A 381-nucleotide genomic window follows, 5' to 3' on the forward strand; every position below is an offset into this window, starting at 1 on the left:
AGCGAATAGCCCATGACGTCGACCTGGTCGTAGCCAAGCGCCTTGACGATCGCCGCCATGTCGTCGCCCATCGCTTCGACACTGAACGGCCGCTCGCCAAGCGCGGTGCGGCCATGGCCCTGCAGATCCACGGCGATCACGGTGCGATGCGCGGCGAATTGCGGCAGGACCGGCGCGAACATGTCGGTGGAACCGAGGCCGCCATGCAGCAGCAGCAGCGGCTCGCCCTTGCCGTAGATGGCGTAGTAGTAATTCAGGCCGTCGATCGGCAGCAGGCCGGATCTCTCCGGCTTCACAGCGGCTTTGGTGGCAGCGGTCATGGCAGGCTTTGTCTCCTCGGATTGTGCATCTGGCGCGGTAATCAGGGCCACGGCCGAAGCG

At 65.4% G+C, this 381-nt stretch carries 1 protein-coding gene; it reads right to left on the minus strand.

Translation table 11 applies throughout. From position 1 onward, the window contains the following. Window positions 1-371, minus strand: a 371-nt coding sequence (locus tag EOA32_RS38195) for an alpha/beta fold hydrolase (protein WP_245499550.1), incomplete at its 3' end; no start/stop codon positions are given. Window positions 372-381 lie beyond the last annotated feature (10 nt).

Origin of the sequence: Mesorhizobium sp. M1A.F.Ca.ET.072.01.1.1 (assembly GCF_004023325.1) — a bacterium.
GTDB lineage: Bacteria > Pseudomonadota > Alphaproteobacteria > Rhizobiales > Rhizobiaceae > Mesorhizobium.